Below are 25846 nucleotides of genomic sequence, written 5' to 3' on the forward strand. Positions count from 1 at the left end.
TTGATCACGCCGGCGCGTGTCGGGCCGGTGGATTCGGTGTCGTCGTGAGCCACGCCCGCCTCAGAAAATGCGCACGCCGCGCGGCGCGACATAGAACTGCGGATGACGGTACGGCTTGTCGTTGCCCGGATCGAAGAACGGGCCAGCGTCGCTCGGCGCGGACGCGACGATCGCGTTGCTCGGCACCACCCAGAGGTTCACCGCCTCGCCGCGACGCGTATACACGTCACGCGCGTTCTGCATGGCGTGCTCCGCGTCGGCCGCATGCACGCTCCCGGCGTGTTCGAACGGTTCGCCGCGCGCGCCCTGCGTGAAGACTTCCCACAGTGGCCACTGACCGTCTGGCAGGCTCATGCCGCCGCCGTGTCCTTGCGGGCGCGCTGCTTGTCCGCGTGCGCCGTGGCCGCGGCCCGCACCCACGCGCCGTCGTCGTGCGCCTTCCGACGCGCCGCCATGCGCTCGTGATTGCAGGGGCCGTTGCCCTTGAGCACCTCGTGGAACTCGCTCCAGTCGATCTCGCCGATCGCCCAGTTGCCGGTCGCCTCGTCGAAGCGCAGATCCGGATCGGGGAGCGTGATGCCGAGGGCAATGGCCTGCGGGACCGTGAGATTCACGAAGCGCGTACGCAGCTCGTCGTTCGTCTTGCGCTTCACGCGCCACTTGAGCAGCTCGGCGCTGTTGGGCGAGTTCGTGTCGCTGGGGCCGAACATCATGAGCGCCGGCCACCAGAAGCGGTTCACCGATTCCTGCAGCATCGCCTTCTGTGCCGGCGTGCCGTTGGCGAGCACCGTGCAGATCTCGTAGCCCTGGCGCTTGTGGAAGTTCTCTTCCTTGCAGATGCGCACCATGGCGCGCGCATACGGGCCGTAGCTGGCCTTGGCGAGCACCGTCTGGTTCACGATCGCCGCGCCATCCACCAACCAGCCAATCACGCCCATGTCGGCCCACGAGAGCGTGGGATAGTTGAAGATGCTCGAGTACTTCGCCCGTCCGTCGAGCAGCTGCTCGACGAGTTCGTGACGATCGACGCCCAGCGTCTCGGTGCCGCAGTAGATGTACAGGCCGTGGCCCGCTTCATCCTGCACCTTGGCGATGAGCGACAACTTGCGACGCAGGCTGGGCGCGCGCGTGATCCAGTTGCCTTCGGGGAGCATGCCCACCACTTCGGAGTGCGCATGCTGCGACATCATCCGGGTGAGCTGCTTGCGATAACGATCCGGCATCCAGTCCTTCGGCTCGATACTCTCGCCAGCGGCGATGCGGGCTTCGAAGGCGGCCAGGAGGGCCGAATCCTCGGTGGGGACGGGCATGGTCTGGTCCATGGAGGAAAGGTACCAAGGCGCGACCGGCTTCGACAATTGGAACCGGGCGCTATCTTCCCCGCATGTCGCCCTTTTCCCCCATCGAATCCGGTCCGGATGGCTACGTCCGGACCCACGTCAGTGCTGGCGTCGGCCGCATCGAATTCCACCACCCGAAGAGCAATTCGCTCCCGAGCGCCGTGTTACAGGAACTGGCGGCCACGGTGACCGCGGTGAGCCGCACCCCCGACGTGCGGGTGATCGTCCTGCAGAGCGCCGGCAGCGGCCCCTTCTGTGCCGGCGCGTCCTTCGACGAACTGGCCGCCATCGAAGACCGCGAGCAGGGGCAGCGCTTCTTCAGCGGCTTCGCAGGGGTGATTCTGGCCATGATCCGCGCCCCGCAGTTCGTCGTGGCGCGCGTGCACGGCAAGGCCGCCGGCGGGGCGGTGGGGCTCATCGCCGCCTCCGACTTCGCCGTGGCCGTGGAGAAGGCCTCGGCCAAGCTCAGTGAACTGGCCGTGGGAATCGGCCCCTTCGTGGTCGGCCCGGTCATTGAAAAGAAGATCGGCCTCGCCAGCTTCAGCCAGATGGCGGTGGATGCCGATTGGCGCGACGCCGCGTGGTGCGAACGCCGCGGGCTGTACGCCAAGGTGGTGTCCGATGTGGCCGCGCTCGACAGCGCGGTGGACGCCCAGGCTGCCACGCTGGCGGCCGCGAATCCGGACGCCATGGCCATGATGAAGCAGGTGTTCTGGGCGGGCACCGAATCCTGGGATGCGCTGCTCGCCGAACGGGCCGGCATGAGCGGCACCCTCGTCCTGTCGGAGTTCACCCGTCGGGCCATCAGCAGCTTCAAGGGCAAATGACCGCCGCCACCCCGCTGGTGCCGGCGGTGGTGGTGGTCCACGGCGCGCTGGGCAGTGCCCGTCAGATGGCGCCGGTGGTGGAGGCGTTGCGCGCGCTTCGCCAGTTTGCCGACGTGGTGCCCATGGAATTGCCGGGACACGGCGAGACGGCGCTGGCGACGGGGCAGCCCTTCGACATGATCGTGCTGGCCGACGCCCTTGGCGAGGCCATCGCGCGTGCCGGCATCACGCGTCCGCTGGTGTTCGGCTATTCCATGGGTGGCTACGTCGCGCTGGTGCGTGAACTGCGCGCGCCGGGGACGATTGGCGGCGTGGTGACACTGGGCACCATGCTGCACTGGACGCCGGCCATCGCCGCGCGAGCGGCCGCCCGGCTCGATGCCAACCTGATTCGCGAGAAAGTGCCGGCCTTTGCCGCCACCCTTGCGGAGCGGCACCAGGGCGCGGGCGGCTGGGACACGGTCCTCGCCCACACGGCACGGCTGTTGCGCCAACTGGGGGATGCCCCGGTGCTCACCGACGAGACGCTCGCCTTGATCCACTGCCCGGTGCACCTGCTCGTGGGTGACCGCGACGACTCCGTGTCGCTCGAGGAAACCGCGCATGCCGCCTCGCGACTGCCGCATGCCAGAGCGTCGTTGCTCGCCGATACGCCGCATCCCATCGAGAAGGTGGATGTGGGGCTCATTGCCCGCGAGGTGCGTGACCTCGCACAGCGACTGTCCACCGGAGGCTGAGAGATGTTCCGTGCCCTGCGCGTCCCCGAGCGGTTGTTCGCGATGGCCATGTGGGCCGTCTCACTGGTGTTCGCCTCGTTCCTGATCGGCCTGGGCGGCAAGATCGTGAGCGAGCTGCCAGGTGTCGATCGCGCGGTGTCGCTCACGGACTTCATCGAGCCCAGCAAGCTCGCGCCACTGCGCGCGCGGCGTGACTCGTTGCTGGAGGAGAACCGGCGCACCCAGGAGGCGCGCGACCGGGCCACGCAGGAACTGGCCGTCGCGCGCAACGGTTACGCCGCGGCGCGTGCGCAGTTCGACGCCTGGATCATCACGCGCACGGCGACGACCGATCCGCAGCAGGATCCGGAGGTGCTGCAGCGCACGCGAACGCTGGACTCGCTCAAGACCATCGAGCGCGAGGCGGAGCGCCGTGTCGAAGGGTACGATGCGACGCTGCTGGCGGTGGCGCAGGCGCAGGAGAACACGCGCACGGCGGAGGGCGACCTCGAGCGCGCCGCCACCGGGCCCTACGAGCGGGCGCGTTTCCGGCAGGAGTTGGCCACCTTCGCCATCCGCCTGGCGCTGACGCTGCCGCTGCTGCTCGTGGCCGGGTGGCTCGTGGCGCGCAAGCGGCAGAGTGAATACTGGCCGCTGCTGCGTGGCTTCGTGCTCTTCGCGGTGTTCGCCTTCTTCGTGGAGCTGGTGCCGTATCTGCCGAGCTATGGCGGCTACGTACGCTATGGCGTGGGGATCGTGGCGTCGGGCGTTTGCGGCGTGTGGATCATTCGCGCCATGCGTCTCTACGTGGCGCGGCGGCAGCAGGTGGAGCAGCAGAGCGATGCCGAACGCCGGCGGGCCATGCCGTACGAAGCCGCCATCAAGCGCATCAATGGCGGCGTGTGCCCGGGATGTGAACGCGCCGTGAACAAGGGGCCGCAGGGGTTCGTGAACTTCTGCGTGCACTGCGGCCTGCGCCTCTTCGACAGCTGCGGAGCCTGCGGCGTACGCAAGAATGCGTTCTTCCCGTACTGTCCCGACTGCGGCGTGCCGGCGGCGCAGAGTACCGTTACTTCCGGCGTTCGCCCGTGAAGGTCGCGCCCCCCTGACCTCCGAAGTCCACATCGCCCTTCACCGTATCGTTGTCCACGATAGTGCCGGCAAAGGTGAGCGTGGCGCCGCCGCTGGTGCTCACCGCGAAACTGAAGCTGTTCCCCTTGGTGGTGCCCTTGAAGGGGAGGGTGCCCATGCGCCCCGACTCGTAGGTGCCGGTGAGAGAATCACCCTGCTGCTTGATGGTGACGGTGGGCGTGCCCGTCCCGTTTTCCGTGACGACCTTGAAGTTCCAGATGCCCGAGAGATCGGTGGCGACACGCTGCGCCATGGCGGTGCCGACGGCAACGAACGAGGCAGCGGACAGGGCCAGGGCGGCCAGGGTACGACGATGTGTGGTGATCATGCGAATGCGCCCGGTGAGGCGACCGTGAGAGTCAGCGGGTCAGTCCGGCGCCGTATGCGGCGACACCGGGAAGGGTGATGGGCAGCTTGCCGGTGATCGGCGCGCGCCCCAGCAGCGCCCGCGCCGCGGCGCGTTGTGACGCGGTCCACGGGCTCCAGGCCAGCAGATGCGCCTCGGTGAGCGGCAGCCCAAGCTGCAGGTACGGGTTGTTGAAGCTCACCAGCACCACCTTGGTGCTGGCGGCGCGCAGCCCGTTCAGCAGCTCCGGCAATCCCTTGGTTGGCACCATGCTCGCCGTGTTCGTCGCCGCACCGATGTAACTGGACACCAGCACGAGGTCGGCCCCTCGCGCAATGGCCAGCGCGTTCTCCACCGAGGCGGGGAGGATGGTGGGATCAGGGGTAATGCGATACCCCCCCGTATTGCCGGCGGCGGCACCGGCGGTGGCTTCGGCCACCACCTCGGGGGTGAGCGTGAGCGAGAGCAGGTTGGGGTACGCACTGCGCAGCTCCGCGTCGAAGCTGCGGCCGGCGCTCAAGTCCACGCGCGACGACACCGTGATGCTCACCACACGCGCCGTACGAGCCAGCGTGAACGGCACCAGCGAGAGCGAATCGCGCACGAGCGTGATGGCCTTGGCGGCGGCGTCACGCGCCGGTGTCTGGTTGGCGGTGGACCCGACCGTCGTGCGCACCGCCTCGACATCGACCAGACGACTGCGGTGCAAGCCGAACTCGTGCTTGGCCGCGAGCAACTTGCGCACGGACTCGTCGAGACGCGCTTCAGTGATGCGTCCCGTGGCCACCGCCTCGACCACGGCGTCGATGCTCACCTTGGCATCGGTGGGCATGAGCAGGACATCGTTCCCCGCCTCGACCGCGCGCAGCGTGGCCTCGCCCATGGTCATGTTGCCCAGCACGCCGTTCATGTCCAGCGCATCGGTGACCAGCAATCCGCTGAACTTCATCTCGTTCTTCAGCAGGTCGGTCATGACCCGGCGGCTGAGCGTGGCGGCCGTCTTCGTGGTGTCGAGAGCGGGCAGATCGCCATGAAAGGTCATCATGCCGCGCAGCCCGGCGTCGATGGCCGCCTGGAACGGGCGCAGCTCCACGCTGTCGAGGCGCGCGCGTGACACGTTCACGCGTGACAGTTCGAGGTGCGAGTTCTGCTCCGTGTCGCCGTGCCCCGGAAAGTGCTTACCCGTGGCGAGCATGCCGTGCTCCTGGATGCCACGCATCAGGGCCACGCCCATCTCCGACACGAGTCCCGGATCCTCACCAAACGAGCGGGCGCTGATGACCGGGTTCTTGGGGTTGTTGTTCACGTCGAGCACGGGGGCGAACGCCATGTGAATGCCCATGGCCCGCCCCTCCACCGCCGTGACCCGTCCCATTTCGTAGGCAAGCTTCGGGTCACGCGTGGCACCGATACCCATTTGATAGGGGAACGACGTGGCCCCGCCCAGCTCGATGGCGTTGGGAAGGAACCAGCCTCCGCGCGCACGGAACGCCGCGCCCGTCTCGAGATCGGCGCCCACGAGCAGCGGCAGCCTGGCAGCGCGCTGGAGCGCGTTGAGCTTGGTGGCGATGTCCATGGGACCGCCCACCGACACGATGACGCCGCCGAGTTCGAGATCGGTGATCTGGCGGGCAATGGCGGCGAACGCGGGCGCATCGGCCGCCGTGTAGTCGCCCAGCGTCCACACCCACACCATCTGGGCCGCCTTCTGGCGCACGCTCAGCGTGGCGAGCACCGAATCGACCCACTCGGCGCGTGTCGTGGTGGCGCGAGCGGCGGCAGCCGGCGCGGCAGCCATCGCCCCGGCCGCGGGAGCGGCGGCCGGTGCGGCAGGAACGGTGGAGCTACGCGAGCCGGCGGCGGCACAACCGACCGCCAGCACGGTGCTCAGGGGCAGAAACCAGGCACGCGCCATGGTGAACAAAACGGAGGGAAATGTGTGCCGCAGTCGGGGGCTGCGCCCAGGGACTCCGGCGTGCGTTGACAATCTACACTACCCCGGACGCCGGGTCCCCGGAAACGCCAACGCTCACAGCGAGAGCACTCACGTCTTACGGCACCGCGCGCGAGAGCGCCGCCTTGCCGCCAACCACCGGAAGCACCAGGGCCGTGGCATCGAGATCCACACGCAGCTGCGTGCCAGCGCTGGGCCAGAGCGTGAACTCCTTGTCGCTCGAGAAGATCATGAAGCCCAGGCGCTTGCCCGCGGGAATGATCTGGTCGTCGGGCTCGAGGTCGAAGGTGAGCGACACCGGCTCGTCGGCGCGCAGCGGGGCGCTGCTGCGCAGCGACTTGGTGTTTTGCGGATCGGCCCAGCCGCGGGTCACGATACCGCGCGGATCCATCGCCCCGTTGGTGCCGGCGGGATACGGCAGTTCCACGAGCCACACCGACAGGTTGGCCGCCGCCTTCGTGGAGGACACGCGGATCGTCACGCGCGCGGTGCCGCTGATGTGCACCGGCTGCGCGAACGTGGGCAATGCGTAGAGCAGGCGATGGGGCGACGACGCGGCCATGGCGAGTTGCGCGCCACTCTGGGACACATCGTCGGTGAGCGTTTCGCTCCCCTGCCCGGCCGGCCGCGCGAAGCCGAGCCCGCCAATCTGGGCGCCGCCCTTCAGGGGGTACAGCTCCACCGGCGCGCTCTCGGGGTGCGGATACGCCGCATAGGGCGTGGGGCTCTGACGGGACGCGCCTTCGCGCACCACGAAGGACCGGGGGTCCTGCTCCACCCCGTTCTGTACCCCCAGCAGGTAGCGCGTGAACCACCGGTTCATCATGGCCAGCGGCGGCTCGCCACCATGTCCACCCTGATGGAAATACATCTGCACCGGCACGCCGTTGGCCCGCACCGCCTCCGCCATGATCGTGGTGTGCGACGGCATCACGTTCCAGTCGTTGAAGCCGTGCGCCGTGAGCATGGCGGCGCGGATCCCCTTCGCCTGCGCGATGTAGTCGCGCTTCACCCACCAGTCGCTCAGGTCACCACTGCGACGATCGATGCTGCGCATGATGTCGTCGCGCACGCGCGCGTGGCAGAGCGCCCGCCGGGCCGTGTCGCCACTTTGCACGAAGTCGTACAGCACGTCCACGTCTTCACCGAGATAGCCGCCGGGGCTGCGCACCAACCCGTTCGACCGGTAGTAGCGGTAGTAGGAATTGTTCGGTGACACGGGAATGATGGCCTCGAGCCCCTTCACGCCCGTCGTGGCCACCGCCACCGGCAGCGTGCCATTGAACGACGTGCCGGTCATCCCCACCTTGCCCGTCGCCCAGGTCGCCGTCACTTCCGTACCGCCGGTGGCGGTCGTGTATCCCTTGGCGCGCCCGTTGAGCCAGTCGATGACGGCCTTCGGGGCGAGCGATTCATTCATCCCGCCAATGGTGACGCACCCCTGGCTGAGCCCCGTGCCCGGCGACTCAGAGTGCACCACCGCGAAGCCGCGCGGCACCCAGATGCGCACCTGCGAGTTTGAGATGCGGGCGCGATCCCCACGGTACGGCGCCCCCTTGCCCAGCGTCCGCGACGGCGGCGGCGCCCCCAGCTCCTGCTTCACGGGCCAGAAGATGTCCTCGTTGGGGTCCGTCCCCGCAAAGTAGGGGCTGGTTTCGTACACCACCGGCACCTTGAGGCCGCTCGCCGTAGGGCCCGGCCGGGTCACGTCCACGTGTACCCGGTCCTTCTGGCCGTCATAGTCGGAGTCGAACTCCGTTTCCACCCACAGGCGCTCCCGCACCCACTGCGAGGAATCGGCAAAGGCGGGGGTCACCTGGGACTGCCCGTCGGTAATGACGTAGGGGGCGGGTACGGTCCCGCCGGAGGCCGGCGTACTGCCGGCCGGCAGACTGCCCGCCGGCCCGCCGCTGGAACGACAGGCACTCACGATCCCCGCCAGCAGCAGGGGGGCAACCAGACGAACTCGCAACGTGGAACGCGCGGCAGGCATGTGGCAGGGTGCGGAGGGAGGAGTGCGGCGAGCACAGCGGGCGCTGGTGGCGGAATCTATCATCCGCCCATCCTGACGCCCGGCGGTGCCACCGTCGAGCCCGCCGCGGCGCAGTCGCCGGGGTGGCCGGGGTGGCCGGGGGGCCAAAGGGACCGCTACTGGCGACATCCCGCTCCGCCAGTGATTTTCCGCGGGATACCCCCGAACCGGCCGCCCTCCGGCCGGTCTGCCATTCCTCCCACCCACCCACACGTGCTCGAGCAGTACGCCATTTTCCTCGCGCTCGGCTGCGCGGCCATCGCCATCGTTTACGGCATCGTGTCGGCGCGCTGGATCGTTGCCCAGCCTGCCGGCAACGAACGCATGCAAGAGATCGCCGGCGCGATTCGGGAAGGCGCCGATGCCTACCTGAAGCGTCAGTACACCACCATCGCCATGGTCGGCGTGGTCCTCTTCCTTGCCGTCGGCCTCGGCCTCGGCAGCTGGCTCACCGCCATCGGCTTCGCCATCGGGGCGATTCTGTCGGGCGTGGCCGGGTTCATCGGCATGTTCGTGTCGGTACGCGCCAATTCGCGTACCGCGCAGGCGGCGACGAAGGGCCTCAATGCGGCGCTGAACATCAGCTTCAAGGGCGGTGCGATCACCGGCATGCTGGTGGTGGGACTTGGTCTGCTGGGCGTGGCCGGCTTCTACATGGTGGCCATCGGCGATGCCACGGGCGAGGAGGCGGTGAAGCACGCGCTGGAGCCCATGGTCGGCCTGGCCTTCGGCTCGTCGCTCATCTCCATCTTCGCCCGCCTCGGCGGCGGCATCTTCACGAAGGGCGCCGACGTGGGCGCCGACCTAGTGGGCAAGGTCGAAGCGGGGATCCCGGAAGACGATCCGCGCAACCCCGCGGTAATCGCGGACAACGTGGGCGACAACGTCGGTGACTGCGCCGGTATGGCGGCCGACCTGTTCGAGACGTATGCGGTCACCGTGATCGCCGCGATGCTCGTGGCGGGGCTCGGCTACTCCACGTACGGCAACACGGGTGTGCTGTATCCGCTCGTGCTTGGCGCGGTGTCCATCCCCGCGTCGATCATCGGCACGTTCTTCGTGAGCGTGAAGCCGGGCGGCAAGATCATGAACGCGCTGTACCGCGGCCTCATCGTGTCGGGGGTGCTGGCGGCGATTGCGTTCTTCTTCGTGACGCAGAGCATGTTCCCCGGCGAGCAGGGCACGAACCTGTTCCTCTGTGCGATGGTCGGTCTCGTGCTTACCGCGGCACTCGTGGTGATCACCGAGTACTACACGGCCACGGAGTACGGGCCGGTGCGGGAAATTGCGAAGGCGTCGGAAACGGGGCACGGCACCAACGTGATCGCCGGTCTCGCGGTGTCCATGCGTTCGACGGCGGCACCGGTGCTGGTGGTGGCCGGCGCCATCTACGCCTGCTACCAGTTCGCGGGCCTCTACGGTGTGGCCATCGCCGCCACCTCAATGCTCTCGATGGCCGGTATGATCGTGGCGCTCGACGCGTACGGCCCCATCACGGACAACGCCGGTGGTATCGCCGAGATGAGCCATCTCGGCCCCGAGATCCGCAAGACCACCGACGCGCTCGACGCCGTGGGCAACACGACGAAGGCCGTGACCAAGGGCTACGCGATCGGCTCGGCCGGTCTCGCGGCGCTGGTGCTCTTCGCCGACTACAGCAGCAAGCTCGGTGAGCACCTCGGCGCGCCGGTGAACTTCTCCATCGACGACCCGAAGGTCGTCATTGGTCTGCTTATCGGCGGCATGATTCCGTACCTGTTCGGCGCGTCGGCCATGACCGCTGTTGGTCGTGCGGCGGGTGCCGTCGTACAGGAAGTGCGTCGTCAGTTCAAGGAACTGCCCGGCATCATGAAGGGCACGCAGAAGCCGCAGTACGATCGCGCGGTGGACCTGCTCACCAAGGCGGCCATCCGCGAGATGATTCTTCCCTCGCTGCTGCCACTCGTGATTCCGGCCATCGTGGGTCTCGTGCTTGGCGGCGCCGCGCTCGGCGGCCTGCTCATGGGAACCATCGTGACCGGTCTGTTCGTGGCCATCTCGATGTGCACCGGTGGTGGTGCCTGGGACAACGCGAAGAAGTACATCGAAGAAGGACATCATGGCGGCAAGGGCAGCGATGCCCACAAGGCCGCGGTCACGGGTGATACGGTGGGTGATCCGTACAAGGATACGGCCGGCCCCGCGATCAACCCGCTCATCAAGATCATCAACATCGTGGCCCTCCTGCTCATTCCGCTGCTCTCCAAGGCTTGATCTAGTGACAGCATCTTCAGCAGCGTCGCCGCGCGGACCGGAACTGGTCCGCGCGGTTGGCGTTTGGGCCCTGGCGGCCAGCATCTTCAACGTCACCGTGGGTGGCGGCATCTTCCGTCTCCCCGCCGGTGCCGCCGCGGCGGCTGGTGCCGCGGCGCCGTTCGTGTACCTCATCTGCGCGGCGGTGATGGGCTTCGTGGTGCTCTGCTTCGCGGAAGCGGGCAGCCGCATCACGCTGACCGGCGGTCCGTATGCGTACGTGGAAGCGGTCTTTGGCCGCTATGTGGGCTTTCTCGCCGGCGTGCTGTTGTGGATGCTGGGGACTACCGCCGTGGCCGGGGTGGCCTCGGCCTTTGCCGAGGGGCTGGGGGCGCTCTTCGGCCTGCCGTCCATCCGTGTGCCGGTCATCGTGGCCATGTTCCTGCTGCTTGCGTGGGTGAACATCCGCGGCGTGGAGCAGGGCACGAAGCTCATTGTCGTGGCCAGTGTGGCCAAGCTGCTGCCGCTCATCGCGTTCGTCGCCATCGGCGTGTTCTTCATTCAGCCGGACAACCTCGCCATTCGCGACATGCCCGGGCCGTCGAGTCTGGCCCGCGCGGCCATCGTGCTGGTGTTCGCGTTCAGTGGTGTGGAGACGGCGCTGGTACCAAGCGGCGAGATTCGCGATCCCGCACGTACGGTGCCGCGCGCACTCGCCATTGCCATGATTGGTGTGACGCTGCTCTACCTGGCGGTGCATCTGGTGGCGGCGGGGCTGCTCGGTAACGCGCTCGCCACGAGCACGGCGGCGCCGCTGGCCTTTGCGGCAGAGAGCTTCCTCGGCACCCCGGGGCGCCTGCTGCTGCTCGTAGGTGCCTCCATTTCGATGTTCGGCTACGTGAGCGGCATGACGCTCGCCGTGCCGCGGGCCCTCTTCCGTTTCGCCGAGGATGGCCTGCTGCCCAAGGTGGTGGGCGCCGTGCATCCGAGCTACCGCACCCCGCACGTGGCCATTGTCATCCAGACCACGCTGGTGGGCGCCCTCGCCGTGTTCAACTCGTTCGAACAGCTGGCGGTGATCTCCAATCTCGCCGCGCTGCTGCTGTATGCCGGGTGTGCCGCGGCCACGTTCATGCTGCGCAAGCGTGGCATCCGGCAGGAGGGCGCTGTCCCCTTCTCGGTACCGGGCGGGCCGCTGGTGCCCTTCATCACGATCGCGCTCATTGCCTGGTTGCTCACGAGCATTACGCAGGCCGAGTGGACCGTGCTGCTGCTGACCATCGGTGCCGCATCGCTGTTCTACCTGGTGGCGGCGCGGGCGGGGAAGCGGGTGGGGGTGGCGTAGGGGTCTGCGTCGGGGTCTTGGGCGCGGTCGAGGTTCGGGTCGCGAACAGCGTGCACACCGAGCTCACGGAGGGGAGTGAGGGCACGGAGAACAGCACATGCTTTGCGTGTCCGGTGCGCGGCAGACCTCTGTGCCCTCGACCGCCTCGGTGCGCTCGGAGCGGGCGCGTTGCCGACCCCGACTCCGACATCGACCCCGACCGCTTCAGTCCGCGGAGGTGAGGCTGACGGACATCTCGAGTTGCGCCATGGGCCCAAGCAGCGAGCGGAGTCCGTCGCGGTCGATATGCACGACCGAGAGTGGCGCGGTTGGCGCGGCGAGCTCGAGGGAGTGCCACCCGGCTGCGGATCCAGCGTGCACACGCAACTGCATGCCGGGGACACCGAGCGTGACCAGCTGCAGGAGATGCTCACGCCACGCCGGCATATCCGCCGCTGGCGGCAACGTCAGCGCGCCGCTTCGTGAGTAGCACAGCGGCCTTACCTCATGCGGCAGTTCGAGATGCCAGACGCCGGGCACCGTGACCGTACCGTGGTCGCTGGTAATGCGCACCTGCCCCGCCCAGGCGCGCGCGTGCGCGGTGGCACGTTGCCGCTCGATGAGATGCGACTCGGGGGTGGTGCGCGTGCGGGCGTGCTCGGACATGCAGTAAAGATAGTCACGAGACCGCGACGGACTGGCCGGGCAACAGTACCGCGGCGCATACTTGCGCCATGTCCATCCTCGACCGCGACTCGCACAACGCCTTCTGTCGTCACACGCACGTCGAACTGCCTCCCACGGCGTCAGGTCCGCTCGACGGGCTCACCTTCGGCCTGAAGGACCTCTTCGACGTTGCCGGTCATCGCACTGGCTTCGGCAGCCCGGACTGGCTGCGCACGCACCCGGCGGCTGACGCGCATGCGCCGGTGCTGTCGGCGCTGCTTGCCGCCGGCGCGCGCCTGGTTGGCAAGACACACACCGAGGAGATGGCCTTCAGCCTCACGGGTGAGAATGCCCACTACGGTACGCCGGTCAATCCCGCAGCCCCCGATCGGGTACCGGGGGGATCGTCGAGCGGCTCCGCGTCGGCCGTGGCGGGCGGCCTGGTGGACTTCGCCATTGGCAGTGATACCGGCGGGTCGGTGCGCGCGCCGGCGAGCTTCTGCGGCATTTACGGCATACGGCCAACACATGGCCGCATCTCGTTGCAGGGCGCCTGTCCACTGGCCCCCATCTTCGACACGTGCGGTTGGTTTGCGCGCGATACCGAGGTGCTGGCGCGCGTGGGGCATGTCCTGCTGGGCACATCGATCCCCGCGCCGTTCCCTCGTGTCCGTTTGCTTGTGGCCACCGACGCCTTTGCGCAGGCCACCCCCGCGGCTGCCGCGGCGCTGGCGCCCGCCGTGGCGGCGGCAGAAGCGCTGTTTGGCACCGCCGAGCCGGTGGTGCTGGCACCGGAAGGGTTGGCGGCATGGTTCGAGGTGTTTCGCGTGCTGCAGTACGCCGACATCTGGCAGACGCATGCCGCCTGGGTGCAGGCGACACGCCCGGCCTTCGGCGCGCAGGTCGCCGCGCGCTTCGAGGCGGTATCGCACGTCGACATGCGCGAAGTAGCGGCGATGACGGCGAAGCGCCTCGTCATTCGCGAGCATCTCGCATCGCTGCTCGCCGGCGACACCGTGCTCCTCATGCCCACCGCACCCGACGTCGCGCCCATGCGTGGACTGCCCCCCAAGGAAACGGTGGCGGTGCGCGAACGCATGCTGGCCCTGCTCTGCCCGGCTGGGCTCGGTGGGCTGCCGCAGCTCTCGCTTCCCCTCGCGTCGGTAGACGGATTGCCGGTGGGGTTGTCGCTGTTGGCGGCGCCCGGGAAGGACGAGGCGTTACTCATGTGCGCGCGCCTGCTCCACGGCGCGCACGACCTGCCGTAGCCTCTCGCGACCACGCAATACGAACGCACACATTCAATCCCAACAATCGGACCGGTGACAGGCCCGGTTCGCGTCCCGCCGCCAGGGGCTTCATAGCCGCGCTGACGGTGGTCGCCGGTACGTATCTGCAAAATAGGCAATGCCGCGCGTTTGCACACTACGCCCACGTTGCAGCCTCGTAACCGTGATGTTGCCTAACCACGACGCCCCCCACCACGCTCTACCCCATAACCCGTTCAAGCATAGCGCTTTTCCCCATGACGCCGTCTCCCATGACGCCGTCTCCCATGACGCCGTCTCCCATGACGCCGTCTCCCATGACGCCGTCCCTCATCCCGTCCGTCGGCTCCCCGCCATCCATATCCCCACCCCGACCACGACCGTCCCCAGCCCGGCCAGCGACGCCCCCGGTCGCTGCACGAGCAGCGTGCCCAAGGTCCACAGGCTCAGCGCCACGTACACCAACGGTGTGAGCGGGTACCCCCAGGCGTGATAGGGGCGCACCTGGTGCGCCGCCGTGCGCCGCAGCCGCATCATCCCCAGCACGGTGAGCAGCGACATGAGGTTGAGGGTGAAGCCGGCGTACAGCATGACCGCCTCGAACGAGTTGGTCAGCAGCAGCACGAGAATGAGCCCTCCCTGCGCCAGAATCGCGTTGCGCGGCACACCGTCGGCACCGCGCGCCCCCAGCACCCGCCACTGCGGCAGTGATTCCGCCACCGCCTGCGTGACGCGCGAACTGCCAATGACCATCGAGCTGATCGATGCCAGCAGCACCGCCGCAATGATCCCGCTCATCGCCTGACCGCCCCGTGCGCCGAACATGGCCCGCGCCGACAGCGCCCCCACTTCCACCTTGCCTGCCACCTCCGCCAGCGGCACCGTGCGCAGAAAAGCGAAGTTGAGCAGCAGGTACAGCACCGTGACCAGCAGCGTGCTCGCCACCACCGCGCGCGGGATCGTGCGCTCCGGGTCCACGATTTCGCCGGCAATGTACCCGGCCGCGTTCCAGCCGGTGAAGGCAAACGACACGTACACGAGGCTCACCGCATACGGTGCCGAGAGCACCTCACGCAGGGCGACGCCCCCCGTCAGCCCCATGTCGAGCGGCACCGGACGGGCGAAGGTGAGCCCTGCCACCACGAACGCCGCCACCAGGCACAGCTGCGTGGCGGTAATGGCGATCTGAAAGCGCTTGGCCGCGTGCAGCCCTGCCAGATGCACCGCCACCACGAACGCCAGCATCCCCAGCGACGCCAGGCGCGGGTCGACCGGCACGATGGCCGACAGATAACGACCAAAAGCCATGCTCGAGAGCGCGATGGGCGCGGCAAACCCCACGGTCATGCTGACCCAGCCGCCCAGGAATCCCGCCAGCGGATGCCACGCCTGGCCGAGATACACGTACTCGCCCCCCGAGCGGGGAAGCAGCGCCCCCAGCTCCGCGTAGGCGATGGCGCCGCACAGCGCCACCACGCCGCCCACGATCCACAGACTGAGCAGCGCCCCGCCGGTATGCAGGTCGAGCGCCTGAAATCCGAGCGAGGTGAAGACGCCGGTGCCGACCATGTTCGCCACCAGCACCGAGGTGGCACCGGCGAAGCCGAAGTGGCGCGGGTGTGAGCTACTCACGCAACGCCACTCACGCGCACGTGGTCACGCGAAACGCATTACGCGGCGCCACCGGAAACCGCACGACGGCGCCCTATCGCCATCGGGACCAGCGACAACGCCAACGCGAGCGCTAGCGACACCAGGCTCACCAGCTTGCCGGTGGCATACTCCGGCGAGGCAAAGGTGAGACGAACCGACTTCGCACCGGGGGGCAGATCAACCGACAGCAACGACAGGTCGGCACGACGTACCACACCTGGCTTGCCATCCACCTCCGCCGTCCAGTCCTTGTACCAGTTCTCGCTCACCACGAGATGCGATGGTGCGGCTTCCGCGCCAGTCACCTGGATCTCCATGGCACCAGGCTGCCAGCTCGTCACGGTGGCCGTCGCCGTGGGTTCAGCAAACGGCTGCGCCGCCGCCGGCGACAGCACGGTGGCGCTGTCGTCGAAGATGGCCACGCGGTTCACCGGGAACCGCTCATCCACGATCGTGGCCGCGGCCTGATCCTTCGCGAGCTTGGCCGATGCGGGGATGACGCGCGCGTATGTCGGCAGCGTCTCGCGCTCGTACAGCACGGCCGGCGTGCCAAAGGTCGTGGTCATTTTCGGCACGACCTGCCGGAAGCCGGGCACGGGCTGGCTGTCGGGCAGAATGAGATAGCGAATGGCCAGCAGGTCGAGCAGGTTGGGCGAGAAGAGATTCTGCCACCCGCTGTCCTTGCCACCGAGCTCGCGATAGCGCTGAAGCTCGAAGCCGTGATAGCCGAGCGCCGTGGGCACCTTGTACGCCATGAGCAACGACCATCCGTAGGCATTCGCCGCGTCGAGCACGCGGTACGGCGGCTTGACCTCCTTCAACCGCGTCGTGATGGCGTCATCGGCAAACAGCTCGGTGGCGCGCGGCGAGAAGGTGTAAAACTCGCGGTTCACGCTCCACAAGTCGAAGGCCACGACGGCCGCCAGCAGCCCGGTAGCCACGGGGCGCGCCAGCTTGCCGCTGACCGTCAGCACCAGCACCGCAAGGCCGGCCGCGGCAAAGAGCAGCAGCCGCACGGCACCGCTCTGCAGATACGGCGCATTGCCCACGACCGCCTCATAGCGCTCGTTGATGGCCATGGACTCGGCGAGCCCCTGCAGCGCCCCCACCGCGCCCAGCAGCGCGAAGAGCACGACCGCGCCCCCCACCGCCAGTACCGTCTTCATGGGTACCGCGCGCGCAAACACGCGCTCGGCCCCGATGCCCGCCAGCACACAGAGGAAGAACGCGGGCAGGTAGAACACCATGCCCATGGCGCGAATCTTCTTGAGCAGCGGCATGAACTCGTAGAACGGGCGATAGAACGGCGTGTGCCCGGCGAACGACAGCAGCAGGAAGAAGAGCGCAAAGCCGGCGAGCGTGAACGCCATCACGCGGCGCTGCTTGTCGCCAAAGGCGAAGGCCGCCAGCACCAGCGGCAGCGCGCCCATGTACTCGGTGTGGAACTTGATCGGATTGGTGCCCCAGTAGTGATCGAGCACGCCGTTGAACTGCGGCAGCAGCAGCGTGAAAACTTCGCTGGGCGGCAGTGCGTAGCTGGTGGCGAACTCCCAGCCCATGTCGCTCGCGCCATCGGCACGCGGCGAGAAGGGGATGTAGGCAAAGAAGGGCATGACTTGCAGCGCGGTGATGCCGAGCCCAATGGCGACGGCACCGGCAGCCAGCGCGAGCGTGGGCACCGGCTTCACATCGGTGGGTCGCTGCGGATCCCAGAAGACCAGATACAGTGCCCACAATCCCAGCGCGAGCAACAGGAAATAGGCCATGTGATAATGGCCGAGAATGATGAGCGCGACGGTGATCGCGAAGACACCGAATGCCCAGCGCTTCTGGTGGCGAATGGCCGCCAGCAGCACCCAGAAGCTGAGTGGCGTGAGCGCCGACACGAACAGCTTGCCGTCGTGTCCGGGGCTCATCTGCGACGCCACGATGCCCGTCAGTTCGTACGCCACACCGGCGACGACGGCGGCGCCCCAGCCAAGGCCGAGCGAGCGCCCCAGCCGATACATGAACCACCCCGCCAGCACGAAGTGCAGTGCCATGGCGTAGGTGATCGCCAGATCCACCGGCATGATCCAGCGCAGCCACGCCGACGGATAGAAGATGTCGCCGTGCATGGCGCCGATGTACGGCAGGCCGCCGAACAGGTACGGATTCCACTGGGGAATGCTGCCCGTCTCCTTGAACCACTCGGCGCCAAAGAGGCGGAACGAGTAGCCGGCGATGAACATGTCGGAGCGGCCGCCGCCGAACATGATCTGGCCGGTCAGCAAGGGCCACAGCAGCAGCAGCGCGGCGGCAAGGCACACGGCCAGGGCACCCAGATGCGACGTGGTGGTCGCCGGGGCGCTGGTGGCGTGGCTCGCGGAAGAATCGGGCGTGGGGGGGACAGGCATGCGGGCAATCTACCGGGCTGGCGGGGAGGCGGGGATGGGGCACCGAGCCCCTTCCCCCCGCCCCCACCGCTCCCCGCGGTTACTTGCCCGTACCGGCCTTGGTGCTCGGCGCGATCGGCCGGTTCGGCACCTCCGGCCCGTTGCGCTTGGTCGGGTGCAGCTCGGCGAGGGTATTGCCGTCGTAGACCCGGCCGTTCTTCACCACGTAGCGGATGCTGTTGGTATTGCGCAGGTCGGCGAGCGGGTCGCGGTCGAGCACGATCAGGTCGGCAAGCTTCCCCGTTTCGATGGAGCCGAGGTCGTTCTGCAGGCCGATCGCGGTGGCGCCCACGATGGTGGCCACACGCAGCGCCTCGAGATTGGTCATGCCACCGCTGGCCATGGCCCACAGCTCCCAATGGTAGCCGAGGCCCTGCAGCTGGCCATGACTGCCAATGCCCAGACGTCCGCCGGCGCGCAGAATCTTCGTGGCGTCGGTGGCAAGCTCGGGAAAGACATACTCCTCGTCGCGAAACCAGCCGCCCGCGGTGCCGCCGTTGGGCATGCTCGCCATGCGCCGCCGCGTTTTCAGCGCCAGCTCCTCATAGGCGGTGAACCGCTGCAGCTTGGAATCGGCCCACGGGTTCTCCTTGGTGTAGAACCAGTTCTCCGCCCACGGCCCGCCGTAGTTCACCAGCAGGGTGGGGGTATAGGCGCGCTTCGCCCAGGCCATGAAGCTCGTCACATCACCGCCCAACGGCGTGATCCCCATGGAGTGCTCGAGACCCGGATACCCGTCCAGCGTTTCGCTGAGGTTGAGCTTCACGTCGAGCGAGCCCTCGGTCGTGGGCATGAGCTGCTGCTCGCGCGCGGCGGTGATGATCCACTGCCGCACCTGCCGCACCCCCGCCACGTACATCTTGATGGTCTTCGTGTCGTAATACTGGCTGTAGCGCTTCATCATGCTGCGCGCGTGCTCCTGGTCACGGATGTTGTCCGTGCTGAACACGCCGGGGCCCGTACTGTAGATGCGCGGGCCAATGATGCGGCCGGCGTCGACCATGTCCTGATAGGTGAGCACATCGGTCGTGGCCGTCTGCGGGTCGCGCGTGGTGGTCACCCCATACGCGAGGTTGGCGAGGTACGCCCACGGCTGCGTTTCGTGAATCGTGCCACGCTCGGCGCGCAGGTGCGCGTGCGTATCCACGAAGCCCGGGATGACCGTAGCCCCGCCCAGGTCCATCTCCGTCGCGCCGGCGGGCGCGGTGACGGTGCCCGACGCGCCCACGGCGGCGATGCGGTTGTTGCGCACCACCAGGTCACCGCGGGCGATCACCTCGTCGCCGCGCATCGTGACGATCTTCGCGTTGCGCAGCACCACCGTGCCCCCCGGCAGGTCGCGCGTGGCGGCCACGCGCACTCGCGTTTCCGTGGGCGTGTAGGCCGTTGGACGCGCGCTTTCGGCAATCGTGCTGTCGCGGCGGGCGGCGGCGATCGCGGCGTCGCGCGCCACGGCCGCGTCGAGATCGTACACCACGTGCGCATTGCCAATGGACCAGTGCACGCGCTTGCCGTCGGCCGACCAGGCGGGAAACTGGCCGCCGATGTCGGTGAGCTTTCGTACCGGGAAGGTGGCGCTCGCCGGTTCCGCCACATTCACCGTGGCCTGAGTGCCGCGCGGCGGTACGACCACCGTGTAGAAGTCACCACCGATTTGCGCGAGCGCGAGATCCCCCGATGGCGCCGCAAGCACGAGCTGCGCCGGCGGCCCCTGCAGCCCCGGCTCCTCGCCGCGCAGCAATTCCAACTCCGACAGCGTGAGCTCGGTGTGGCCGTGGTCGTCATCGGCCGCACCGGCGCCGCCAGCCCCCACCACGCGCAGGTGGCGCTGCTCGTCGGTGCCGTCCCAGCGGAGCGACACCAGGCCGTTGTTCGATGAGAGATAGATGCGGGTGCTGTCGGCGGTGAAGTGCGGCTTGCTGCGACCGGCGGCGCGGGCGATGACCGTGGCGAGCGCGCCATCGGTGGCCGCGGGGGACGCGGCATACCATACGAGCTCCGAGGTACCGGTTACCCCCGTCTGGTCGCGGCGCCCCTGCGCAGGGGTGCGCAGTGCCACGACGCGCGTCCCACTGGGAGAGAACACCGGCTGGCGCAGCGTGGCCAGGCCGGCACTCAACGGCACGAGCCGGGTGGTGCGGCCGGGCGCGAGCGTGGCCTTGTAGAGACGTCCCCCCTGCTCCGTCCAGGTCACGAAGGCCAGCGACTTCCCATCGGGAGACCAGGCCGGTTCGGCCTCGATCACGTCGAGCGTGCTCACGCGGCGTGGCGTGCCCGCGGGCCAATCCATGACGTACAGGCGATCCATTGCCACGAAGGCGAGCTGCGTCCCATCGGGGCTTGGCACCCCGTCGCGAATCTGCCGCGCCGTAAAGGTGGCACTGTCGGCGATGGGATACGTGAACGCCAGTTCGGGACCCACCTCGACCTGCGCCTGTACGCGGAAGGGAATCTCGCGCTGCCCACTGCCGTCCACCGCCACCCGCCAGAGACGATTGCCGTAGCTGGCCACCAGTTCCTTGGAGTCCGGCGTGAAGCTCATGCCGGGGAGCGCGTCCATGGGTGCCCGTGATTCCATCTCGTCGCGCTGCGTGGGATACGCCAGCCAGCGTTCATCACCGGTGGCCAGGTCGCGGAGGCGCAGCCCGGTCTTGTTCTCGTAGCGCGAGCCGTACACGAGCCATTTGCCATCGGGGCTCAGTGTGGGGCGCACCGCCGACCCGTAGCGCGACGACAGCGGCTCGCGCTCGCCGCTTTCACGGTCGTACGACCAGACCTGATACTGCGGGAACTGCGCGTTGTAGTTCCACGCGCCGGTGCGCTGTGTGTAGTACACGAAACGCCCGTCGGCGGAGAAGGCCGCCCCTGCCTGCTGCACCGCCGAGCCGGGCGCCGCATTGGCCGGTGGCGTGTAGAGGGCCACGCCGTTGCCCCCCTGCACATGGTACATCCACAGGGTGGGGAGGCCGCCTCGGAATCCGCCCTTGCTGGCCACGATGTACTTGCCGTCGGGGGAGTACTCCGGCGAGAGGTACACATTGCTTCGCCCGCGCGTGACCTCCTTCACCTCGCGCGTGGACAGGTCGAGCGTGTGCACGTTGTCCGCGCCCTGCCGGTCGGAGATGAACACGACCGTCTTGCCGTCGGGGCTGAACCGCGGCTGCGCGTCGAAGGCGAGCCCGCTGGTGAGGCGCACGGCATCGCCACCGGCCATGGGCAGCAGGTACAGGTCGCCCAGCATGTCGAAGACGAGCGATTGCCCGTCGGGGCTCACGTCGATCGACAGCCAGGTGCCGTCGCGCGTATCCAGCGGGAAGCGTCGCGTGGCCTCCAGCGGCAGGGGACGGGCCGCGGCGCCACGAGGCGGGGCAGCGGGCGCCTGGGCGCCAAGGGGCAGCGCCGTCAGCAGGGCGACGCACAGCGAGAGGGGGCGCAGGCGCACGAAAACTCCGGGGTCGAAGGAGGGTCGGTCGGGGGTGAGCCGACTGGCGGAGATTCTGTCCCCCGGTGCCGGGCGCGGCAAGCCACGGTGCGGCGCGGCGTACATTCGCTTGCCCATTTGCTCCTTTCGGGTGCACTATCGGGATTGTCGTCCCTCATCTGTTCGCCCCGTCCCACCAACAGGCGTGTGGGCGCCTTCACGAAAGGACGAAACGCTGTCCCCGATCGACCACGGCCTGTTGGCCGCGACCCGGTCACCCCCGAGTTCCCTCCCCGCCCGGTCCGGGCGGGTTCGTGCAGCAGTACGAAGACTTCAGGAGAGGTGCGGATGCTCTGTTCACGTGTGTGGAGTCGGGCCCTGACGACATGCGCTGTCGTTGCCGGCCTGCTCGGTACCCCCTGGGGTACCGGGGCGGTCGTAGAGGCTCAGGGGGCCACCGGCACCGTTCGCGGCCGGGTCACCAACGCCGCGGGCAACGCGGTCCCGAACGCGCAGGTGTTCATCGCCGGCACACAAAACGGCGGACAGACCGGCGCCGACGGCGGCTACACCATCACGCGCGTCACCTCAGGTACGGTGACGGTGCGTGTACGCATGATTGGTTACGAGCCGACGGAAAAGGCCGTTGCCGTGGCCGCGGGGCAGACGGCCACCGCCGATTTCGTGCTCAAAACGTCGCCGGTCTCGCTCGATCAGGTTGTCGTGACCGGCACCGCCGGCTCGGCACGCAAGCGTGAGGTGGGCAACTCCATTGGCCAGGTGTCCACCAAGGATCTCCCCGAAGTCCCCACCAACGTGTCCAACCTGCTCGCCGGTCGTGTGGCCGGTGTGCAGATCTCCGGCGGCACGGGCAACGCGGGCAGTGGCAGTGCCATCCGTCTGCGTGGCGCCACATCGCTGGCGCTCAGCAACCAGCCGCTCATCTATGTGGACGGCGTGCGCACCCGCTCCGACGAATATCCGCGCAACGGCATTTTCCAGGGCGCCACGCAGCGCGGCGCGAACGCCTACGGCAGCCCGCTCAACGACATCAACCCCGACGACATCGAGCGCATCGAAGTCGTGAAGGGGGCGGCAGCCACGACGCTCTTCGGCACTGACGCCGCGGCCGGCGTGATCCAGATCTTCACCAAGCGCGGTTCGCAGGGCGCGCCCAAGTGGAATGCCCAGATCAACTCGGGCTTCCAGCGGCTGCAGCAGTTCGGCACCGACTCGGTGCCGCTGCTCAACATGGACGCCTTCGTGCGCGACGGCGGCCGGTTGGGGATGCAGGCCCAGGTGGCCGGCGGCACCCAGAACAACGTGAAGTACCTGTTCTCCTTCGGCGCCGACAACAGCGACGGCGTGCTGCAGCTCGACAACGAGCGCAAGTATCAGGTGCGCGCCAACGTCGACTTCAGCCCGTTCAAGAACATGCAGTTCAGCTGGAATACGGCGTACAACAACTCGCTCATCACGCAGACGCCGGCCGGCAACAACGCGCAGGGCATCACGCTCAATGCCTTCCGGCAGGAGCGCAACTACTTCGGCAACGCCAATCCCGACACGATCAAGCTCGTGTACGGGCAGCAGCTGAACAGCAACATCGATCGCCTGCTGTTGGGCACCACGGCCACCTGGACACCCATCGAGCGCTTCTCGAGCCGCCTCGTGGTGGGCTTCGACCGCTCCGCGCTCGAGAACCGCAACGTGCGCCCGTACGGCTTCCCCGGCGCGGCGCTCGGCATCATCCAGAACCAGGTGTGGCAGAACAAGATCATCAGCCTCGACTGGGCCAACAACTACGAGATGCAGTTCGGCGACGGCATGAAGGCCACGTTCTCTGCCGGTACCCAGTACATCAACTCGCTCGTAAGCGACGTGGTGGCGTATTCGGAGAACTACCCGGCTCCCACCAACCCCACGGTGGCCTCGGGGTCGCTGCGCAACGCCGACGAGAATCGCCTCAAGAACATCACCGGCGGCGCGTTCACGCAGGCGCTCTTCGGCATCAAGGACAAGTACTTCGTGACCGTGGGCGCGCGCGTGGACGGCAATAGCGCCTTCGGTGAAGACTTCGGCTTCCAGACGTACCCCAAGGCCAGTGCCTCGTGGGTCGTCTCGGACGAGGGCTTCTGGTCGGACAAGTTCGGCACCCTCAAGTTGCGCGCGGCGTATGGCCAGGCCGGCCGTGCTCCCACCGCCTTCGCCGCCGTGCAAACGTGGAACCCGGTGGGCTGGGGCACCGCGCCCGCCGTGCGGCCGCTCAACCTTGGTGACCCCAACCTCGGCCCCGAGCGTACCACGGAAACGGAGATCGGGTTCGACAACCAGATCTTCGGCGGCCGCCTCAGCGTGGACTTCACCTGGTTCCGCGCCGTGACCGACGATGCGCTCTTCTTCGTGCGCAACGTGCCCTCCAACGGCTTCCTGGCCAGTTCGCTCGGCAACGCCGGCAAGATCGAGAAGAGCGGCATCGAAGCGGCGATCAACGCCACGCTTCTCGAGAAGACCAACCTCGACATCAAGGCCGGCCTCAACGTCAGCACCAATCAGAGCAAGGTGCTGAGCCTCGGAGGCGCGCCGTCTTTCAGCGTGGGCAACTTCGGGTGGGTCATTGAAGGACAGCCGGCGCCGGTGCTGCGTGGCCGGCTCATCAAGAATGAGGACGTGATCGGCGCCCCCATCGATACGGTGTTCAACCACACCTTCGGTCCGGCGCAGCCCACGCTCATTCTCTCACCGTCGCTCAACATCACCACCTGGAAGGGGATCAACATCTCGACCCGTGGCGAGTATCAGGGCGGCGCCTTCATCAACGAAGATGCGTCGTTCCAGGCGCTGTCGCGGTCGGTGCTGTGGCCGACGTGCACGCGGGCCTACGCGGCCATCGCGGCGAGTCAGCCGCTCACGCCGCGCGAGACGCTCACGTGCATCCCGCGCAATGCGCGCCAGGACATGTTCATCTTTCCCGCGGACTTCTTCAAGATTCGCGACATCACCGTCACGGTGCCGCTGGGCAAGCTGATTCCGCACACGGCCAGCAGCTCGTTCGTGTTCTCCGCGCAGAACGTCTTCCGCACCAATTTCGGCATGCCGCTGTTCGACCCCGAAATGTCGGGCAACGACGGATTCAACGTGGGCGTGCGCTACATCTCCGAGCACATTCCGGCGCCCGCGCTGTTCCTGACCTCCCTGCGCATCTCGTTCTGAGGCCCTTGACCATGACGATGACACTTCGCGCCTTCGTGCGCATGGCTCCCGTCGCGGCGCTGGCGCTTGCTGCCGGATGCGACTTGCAGGTCACCAATCCCGGGCCCGTCCAGGCCGCCTTCCTCAACGACCCGGCCGCCCTCACGGCCATCGTGAACGGCGCCGGACGCGACCTGGGCGAAGGGCTCAACTGGACGTCGTACACGGGGGCCGCCGTGACGCGGGAAGTCCTCCCCGCCGGATCCACCGGCGCCTTCGGCATTACCGTGCGACAGCAGCTCGGCGTACTCTCGCCGGATGACGGCGGCGACTGGTGGAATCAGGCACAGCGCGCCCGCTGGACGGCAGAGTCGGGGGTGCGGCGCATCAAGGAGGTGCTCGGTGCCGCGGCGAACAACAATGCCACGTTGGCTCAGGCGCTGATCTGGGCTGGCTACTCCAACCGCCACCTCGGCGAGAACTTCTGCGACTGCGTCATCGATGGTGGGCCACGCCAGAGCTACACGGTGTATCTCGAGCGCGCCGAAGCCGCCTTCACCGAGGCGATTGCGGTGGCCACGGCTGCCAATAATGCCACCCTGCGCGACGTGGCCACGGCCGGTCGTGCGTCGGTGCGCCTGCTACGTGGCAACCTCACCGGCGCCTCGGCCGACGCAGGCCTCATCACGAACAACGCGTTCGTGTACCGCATGCCGTACTTCGTGAACACCGTGGACCAGTACAATCGCATCAACTGGGCATCGGCTAACCAGCCGTACCGCGCCCACACGGTGTGGGGCACGTTCTACGACAACTACCGTCGCACCACGCGGGACCCGCGCGTTCCCTTCGACTCGAGCCTCACCATCCGCTTCGGAGACGCGGCCGTCACCAGCCTGGGCGGACAGGTACGCTGGTTCTTCCAGACCAAGTACCCGGTGCGCGACTCGCCCATGAACCTGTCGAGCGGCTGGGAAATGCGCCTCATCGAGGCCGAGGCGCTGCTGGTGGCCAACGACATCCCGGGCGCCATGGCCCGGCTCAACCTGCGTCGTACGGCGCTCAACCTCGCGCCGTGGACCGCCACGAACGCCACCGAGGCGTGGACGGCGCTCAAGCGCGAGCGTGGCATCGAACTCTGGCTCGAAGGGCGTCGCCTTGGCGACTTCCGGCGCTGGGCGGCACTCAACCGGCCGGGCGACCAGGAGAATATGACGGGACGCAACCTCTGCTTCCCCATCCCGCTCTCCGAACTCGAGACCAATCCCAACCTGCGGTAACCCTGAACTTCAGGAAACGAGACGGCCGC

General features: G+C 67.9%; 17 protein-coding genes. 8 read left to right on the forward strand and 9 right to left on the reverse strand.

Annotation, left to right across the window (positions count from 1 at the left end):
- Positions 1-60: 60 nt before the first annotated feature.
- Together paaB and paaA are read right to left on the reverse strand one after the other, a co-directional pair.
- Positions 61-354 carry a 1,2-phenylacetyl-CoA epoxidase subunit PaaB gene (gene paaB / locus O9271_RS10130; protein ID WP_343213885.1) on the reverse strand — a complete coding sequence of 98 codons (294 nt, stop codon included), beginning with the start codon at positions 352-354 and terminating at the stop codon, positions 61-63.
- Positions 351-1322 carry a 1,2-phenylacetyl-CoA epoxidase subunit PaaA gene (paaA, locus tag O9271_RS10135; RefSeq protein ID WP_298269029.1) on the reverse strand — a complete coding sequence of 324 codons (972 nt, stop codon included), beginning with the start codon at positions 1320-1322 and terminating at the stop codon, positions 351-353. Before paaA ends, paaB begins: the two co-directional genes overlap by 4 nt.
- Positions 1323-1384: 62 nt before the next feature.
- Between paaA and O9271_RS10140 the strand changes: the two genes are divergently transcribed.
- The 3 genes from O9271_RS10140 to O9271_RS10150 are packed head-to-tail and all read left to right on the forward strand — an operon-like array spanning position 1385 to position 3975.
- A complete protein-coding gene (locus tag O9271_RS10140) occupies positions 1385-2167 on the forward strand; it encodes an enoyl-CoA hydratase/isomerase family protein (RefSeq protein WP_298269031.1) in 783 nt (260 codons plus the stop codon).
- Complete coding sequence (locus O9271_RS10145) at positions 2164-2904, forward strand: alpha/beta hydrolase (protein WP_298269035.1); 741 nt, start codon at positions 2164-2166, stop codon at positions 2902-2904. Before O9271_RS10140 ends, O9271_RS10145 begins: the two co-directional genes overlap by 4 nt.
- Positions 2905-2907: 3 nt before the next feature.
- Positions 2908-3975, forward strand: a complete 1068-nt coding sequence (locus O9271_RS10150; RefSeq protein ID WP_298269037.1) for a zinc ribbon domain-containing protein — start codon at positions 2908-2910, stop codon at positions 3973-3975.
- Here the strand turns inward: O9271_RS10150 and O9271_RS10155 are convergent.
- The 3 genes from O9271_RS10155 to O9271_RS10165 all read right to left on the reverse strand — a co-directional run bounded on the left by O9271_RS10155 (position 3953) and on the right by O9271_RS10165 (position 8307).
- Positions 3953-4342 (reverse strand): hypothetical protein, encoded by a 390-nt coding sequence (locus O9271_RS10155; RefSeq protein ID WP_298269039.1) that lies wholly within the window; start codon positions 4340-4342, stop codon positions 3953-3955. The two genes, O9271_RS10150 and O9271_RS10155, sit on opposite strands and share 23 nt — an antisense overlap.
- A gap of 31 nt (positions 4343-4373) precedes the next feature.
- Complete coding sequence (locus tag O9271_RS10160; protein WP_298269041.1) at positions 4374-6275, reverse strand: glycoside hydrolase family 3 protein; 1902 nt, start codon at positions 6273-6275, stop codon at positions 4374-4376.
- A gap of 136 nt (positions 6276-6411) precedes the next feature.
- Entirely contained in the window at positions 6412-8307 is a 1896-nt protein-coding gene (locus O9271_RS10165) for a Xaa-Pro dipeptidyl-peptidase (protein WP_298269044.1), read from the reverse strand.
- Between the two features lie 252 nt (positions 8308-8559).
- Here O9271_RS10165 and O9271_RS10170 point away from each other — a divergent pair, with 252 nt between their 5' ends.
- Complete coding sequence (locus tag O9271_RS10170; protein ID WP_298269047.1) at positions 8560-10599, forward strand: sodium-translocating pyrophosphatase; 2040 nt, start codon at positions 8560-8562, stop codon at positions 10597-10599.
- A 4-nt stretch (positions 10600-10603) separates the two neighbouring features.
- A complete protein-coding gene (locus tag O9271_RS10175) occupies positions 10604-11923 on the forward strand; it encodes an amino acid permease (protein WP_298269050.1) in 1320 nt (439 codons plus the stop codon).
- 204 nt (positions 11924-12127) lie between these two features.
- Here O9271_RS10175 and O9271_RS10180 read toward each other — a convergent pair whose 3' ends face one another.
- Positions 12128-12568, reverse strand: coding sequence for a hypothetical protein (locus O9271_RS10180; protein ID WP_298269052.1), 441 nt, complete (start codon positions 12566-12568; stop codon positions 12128-12130).
- 68 nt (positions 12569-12636) lie between these two features.
- On the opposite strand from O9271_RS10180, the gene O9271_RS10185 reads away from it, so the two are divergent.
- The gene (locus O9271_RS10185; RefSeq protein ID WP_298269054.1) at positions 12637-13836 is read left to right on the forward strand and encodes an amidase; all 1200 of its coding nucleotides are present in this window, start codon (positions 12637-12639) and stop codon (positions 13834-13836) included.
- A 330-nt stretch (positions 13837-14166) separates the two neighbouring features.
- Here O9271_RS10185 and O9271_RS10190 read toward each other — a convergent pair whose 3' ends face one another.
- The 3 genes from O9271_RS10190 to O9271_RS10200 all read right to left on the reverse strand — a co-directional run bounded on the left by O9271_RS10190 (position 14167) and on the right by O9271_RS10200 (position 21366).
- Complete coding sequence (locus O9271_RS10190; protein ID WP_298269057.1) at positions 14167-15468, reverse strand: amino acid permease; 1302 nt, start codon at positions 15466-15468, stop codon at positions 14167-14169.
- A gap of 38 nt (positions 15469-15506) precedes the next feature.
- Positions 15507-17885 (reverse strand): YfhO family protein, encoded by a 2379-nt coding sequence (locus O9271_RS10195; RefSeq protein ID WP_298269059.1) that lies wholly within the window; start codon positions 17883-17885, stop codon positions 15507-15509.
- A 79-nt stretch (positions 17886-17964) separates the two neighbouring features.
- Entirely contained in the window at positions 17965-21366 is a 3402-nt protein-coding gene (locus O9271_RS10200) for an amidohydrolase family protein (protein ID WP_298269061.1), read from the reverse strand.
- A gap of 327 nt (positions 21367-21693) precedes the next feature.
- Here O9271_RS10200 and O9271_RS10205 point away from each other — a divergent pair, with 327 nt between their 5' ends.
- Both O9271_RS10205 and O9271_RS10210 read left to right on the forward strand, forming a co-directional pair.
- Positions 21694-24558 (forward strand): TonB-dependent receptor, encoded by a 2865-nt coding sequence (locus O9271_RS10205; protein ID WP_298269063.1) that lies wholly within the window; start codon positions 21694-21696, stop codon positions 24556-24558.
- 11 nt (positions 24559-24569) lie between these two features.
- Positions 24570-25817 (forward strand): RagB/SusD family nutrient uptake outer membrane protein, encoded by a 1248-nt coding sequence (locus O9271_RS10210; RefSeq protein WP_298269065.1) that lies wholly within the window; start codon positions 24570-24572, stop codon positions 25815-25817.
- Positions 25818-25846 lie beyond the last annotated feature (29 nt).

The organism is Gemmatimonas sp. (assembly GCF_027531815.1).
In the GTDB taxonomy this organism is placed as follows: domain Bacteria; phylum Gemmatimonadota; class Gemmatimonadetes; order Gemmatimonadales; family Gemmatimonadaceae; genus Gemmatimonas.